Consider the following 3970-nt stretch of genomic DNA (forward strand, 5'->3'; position numbering starts at 1 on the left):
GACGGACCGACCGCCCCGCAGAGTGGTGCGACCGCCCCGCAGGACGGACCGACCGCCCCGCAGGGTGCGCCCGAGCCGCACGTCGAGGGACTGCATGCCGACGACCCGGCCATCGCGATGCTCCTGGAGGGCCGCAACGCCGAGCCGCACGACCTGCTCGGCCAGCACCTGGGCCCCGGCGGGCTGACGATCACCGCATTCCGACCGATGGCCAAGACCGTCGGCGCCCGGCTCGAGAGCGGCGAGACGGTCGAGCTGCAGCACATCCGCGGCGGGGTCTGGTCGATGACCTCGCCGGACGTGCAGCGCACCCACGACTACCGCCTGCTGGTCAGCTACGGCGACGGCGTCGTGCACGAGCAGGACGACCCCTACCGGTTCGCCCCCACCCTCGGCGAGGTCGACCGGCACCTGATCGGCGAGGGACGCCACGAGCAGCTCTGGACCGTGCTCGGCTCGCACGTCCGGACCTACCCCGGACCGCTCGGACCGGTCACCGGCGCCTCCTTCGCGGTCTGGGCGCCACACGCCCGGGCGGTGCACGTCATGGGTGACTTCAACGGCTGGAACCGGATCTCGCACCCGATGCGGGCGCTCGGCCAGACCGGCATCTGGGAGCTGTTCCTCCCCGGCGCCGGCGAGGGCTCGAACTACCAGTACGCCATCCGTGGCAGCGACGACGTGGTGCGGGCCAAGTCCGACCCGATGGCGCGGCGCACCGAGGTGCCGCCCAAGGTCGCCTCGGTCGTGACCGAGTCGCACTACACGTGGTCCGACGACGAGTGGATGCAGCGCCGGGCCAAGGCGCAGGCCGTCTCGCAGCCGATGAGCATCTACGAGGTCCACCTCGGCTCGTGGCGCCACGGCCAGTCGTACGTCGAGCTGGCCGAGCACCTGGTCAACTACGTCGTCGACCTCGGCTTCACCCACGTCGAGCTGCTGCCGGTCATGGAGCACCCGTACGGTCCCAGCTGGGGCTACCAGGTCACCGGCTACTTCGCCCCGACGGCGCGGTTCGGCACCCCCGACGAGTTCCGCTTCCTCGTCGACCGGCTGCACCAGGCGGGCATCGGCGTGCTGCTCGACTGGGTGCCCGGGCACTTCCCCAAGGACGCGTTCGCCCTGGCCCGCTTCGACGGCCAGGCCCTCTACGAGCACCCGGACCCGCGGCGCGGCGACCAGCCCGACTGGGGCACGCACGTGTTCGACTTCGGCCGCGTCGAGGTGCGCAACTTCCTGGTCGCCAACGCGGTCTACTGGATCGAGGAGTTCCACATCGACGGGCTGCGGGTCGACGCGGTCGCCTCCATGCTCTACCTCGACTTCTCCCGCCCCGCCGGCCAGTGGCTGCCGAACAAGTACGGCGGTCGCGAGTACCTCGAGGCGATCGACTTCCTCAAGGAGGCCAACGCCACCGTCTACAAGCGCGCCCCCGGCGTGGTCACGATCGCCGAGGAGTCGACCGCCTTCCCGGGGGTCACCGCACCGACCGACCGCGGCGGGCTGGGCTTCGGGTTCAAGTGGAACATGGGCTGGATGAACGACTCGCTGCGCTACCTGGGGCAGGACCCGGTCTTCCGCAAGCACCACCACAACGCCCTGACCTTCGCGCTCGTGTACGCCTTCAGCGAGAACTTCATCCTGCCGATCAGCCACGACGAGGTCGTCCACGGCAAGGGCTCGCTGCTGCGCAAGTCACGCGGCAGCCGCGACGAGCAGGCCGCCACGCTGCGCGCCTTCCTCGCGTACATGTGGGCCCACCCCGGCAAGCAGCTGGTCTTCATGGGGATCGAGCTCGGCCAGGAGTCGGAGTGGGCCGACGGCCGCAGCCTCGACTGGTGGCTGCTCGACCTGCCGATGCACCAGCGGATCCATGCGCTCGTCAAGGACCTCAACCATCTCTACCGCGCGCAGCCCGCGCTCTGGGAGCTCGACGCCGACGGCGCCGGCTTCCAGTGGCTGAACGCCGACGACGCGCCCGGCAACACCTTCTCCTGGTTGCGCTGGGGACGCGGTGAGCGCGACAGCGCACCCGTCGTGGCGTGTGTCGTCAACTTCAGCGGGCAGACCCACCCGGCCTACCGGGTCGGGCTGCCGCGCAGCGGCCGCTGGCGGGTCGTCATGGACACGGCCGGCTACCATCCCGACGCGCCCAGCAGCGCGGGGCGCGTCATCGAGGTGACCGAGACGCCCTGGCACGGCCAGCCGTATGCCGCCGAGCTCACCCTCGCCCGCCTGTCCGCCGTGTGGCTCGTCCCGGAGGAGCCCCCCGCGCCCGCCCAGCGGCCGGCCCGGGCCCGCCGGTCGGCCAAGGGAAAGCCGGCCGGCAAGCCGCGGGCCGGGACCAAGCCGGGCACCACCCACCACAAGGAGCAGCAGTCATGACCGACCCACGCGCAGGACTACCGGCCCGTCCCGAGGACCTCGTCGACATCGACGGCCTTGTGGGTGCCTACTACGACCGCCACCCCGACCCGGACGACCCCGACCAGCAGGTCGTCTTCGGCACGTCCGGGCACCGCGGCTCGAGCCTGCGTACGGCGTTCAACGAGGACCACATCCTGGCCACCACCCAGGCGATCGTCGACTACCGCACGAGCAAGGGCTACGACGGCCCGCTGCTCATCGGCCGGGACACGCACGGGCTGTCCGAGCCGGCCTGGAAGTCGGCCCTCGAGGTGCTCGCCGCCAACGCCGTGACCGTGCTGGTGGACGACCGCGACGGCTTCACCCCGACCCCGGCGGTGTCCCACGCCATCCTGCGGGCCAACCGCGGCAAGGCACCCGACGCGAGCGGGCTCGCCGACGGCATCGTGGTGACGCCGTCGCACAACCCGCCCTCCGACGGCGGGTTCAAGTACAACCCGCCCAACGGCGGGCCCGCGGACACCGACGCGACCTCGGTCATCGCGGCCCGGGCGAACGAGCTGATCCGCGGCGGGTTGAAGGAGGTCAAGCGGGTGCCCTACGAGCGGGCGCGAGCCGGCTGTGCGGCATACGACTTCCTGGGGACGTACGTCGACGACCTGCCCAGCGTCATCGACGTCGCGAAGATCAGGCAGGCCGGCGTGCGGATCGGCGCCGACCCGCTGGGCGGCGCCTCGGTCGCGTACTGGGGCGAGATCGCCGAGCGGCACGGGCTGGAGCTGACCGTGGTCAACCCCGAGGTCGACCCGACCTGGCGCTTCATGACGCTCGACTGGGACGGCAAGATCCGGATGGACTGCTCCTCGCCGTACGCGATGGCCTCGCTGATCGGCTCCAAGGACACCTACGACCTCGCGACGGGCAACGACGCCGACGCCGACCGGCACGGCATCGTCACCCCGGACGCGGGGCTGATGAACCCGAACCACTACCTCGCGGTCGCGATCCAGTACCTGTACGGAGCCCGGCCGGGCTGGGGTGCCGGCACCGCGATCGGCAAGACCCTCGTCTCGTCGTCGATGATCGACCGAGTGGCCGGCGACCTGGGGCGACGGCTGGTCGAGGTGCCGGTCGGCTTCAAGTGGTTCGTGCCCGGGCTGCTCGACGGGTCGGTCGGGTTCGGCGGCGAGGAGTCCGCGGGGGCCAGCTTCCTGCGCCTGGACGGTTCGGTGTGGACCACCGACAAGGACGGGATCATCCTGGCGCTGCTCGCCTCCGAGATCCTGGCCGCGACGGGCCGCACGCCGAGCCGGCACTATGCCGACCTCACGAGCCGGCACGGGACGCCGGCCTATGCCCGGATCGACGCCCCGGCGACCCGGGAGCAGAAGACGAAGCTGGCCGCCCTCTCCCCCGCCGACGTCAGCGCGGGCATGCTGGCCGGCGAGCCGATCACGGCCAAGCTGACCGAGGCGCCGGGCAACGGGGCGAAGATCGGCGGGCTGAAGGTGGTCACGGACAGCGCCTGGTTCGCGGCGCGGCCCTCGGGCACCGAGGACGTCTACAAGATCTACGCCGAGTCGTTCAAGGGGCCGGAGCACCT

General features: G+C 71.7%; 2 protein-coding genes. Both read left to right on the forward strand.

Annotated elements, in window-relative coordinates:
• On the forward strand, positions 1-2385 hold a 2385-nt coding region (gene glgB / locus WMI84_RS17285; RefSeq protein WP_347355015.1), incomplete at its 5' end, for a 1,4-alpha-glucan branching protein GlgB.
• The coding region (gene pgm / locus WMI84_RS17290; protein WP_347355016.1) for a phosphoglucomutase (alpha-D-glucose-1,6-bisphosphate-dependent) at positions 2382-3970 on the forward strand (1589 nt) is incomplete at its 3' end. The genes glgB and pgm, both read left to right, overlap by 4 nt.

Source organism: Intrasporangium sp., from assembly GCF_039812505.1.
GTDB lineage: Bacteria > Actinomycetota > Actinomycetes > Actinomycetales > Dermatophilaceae > Intrasporangium_A.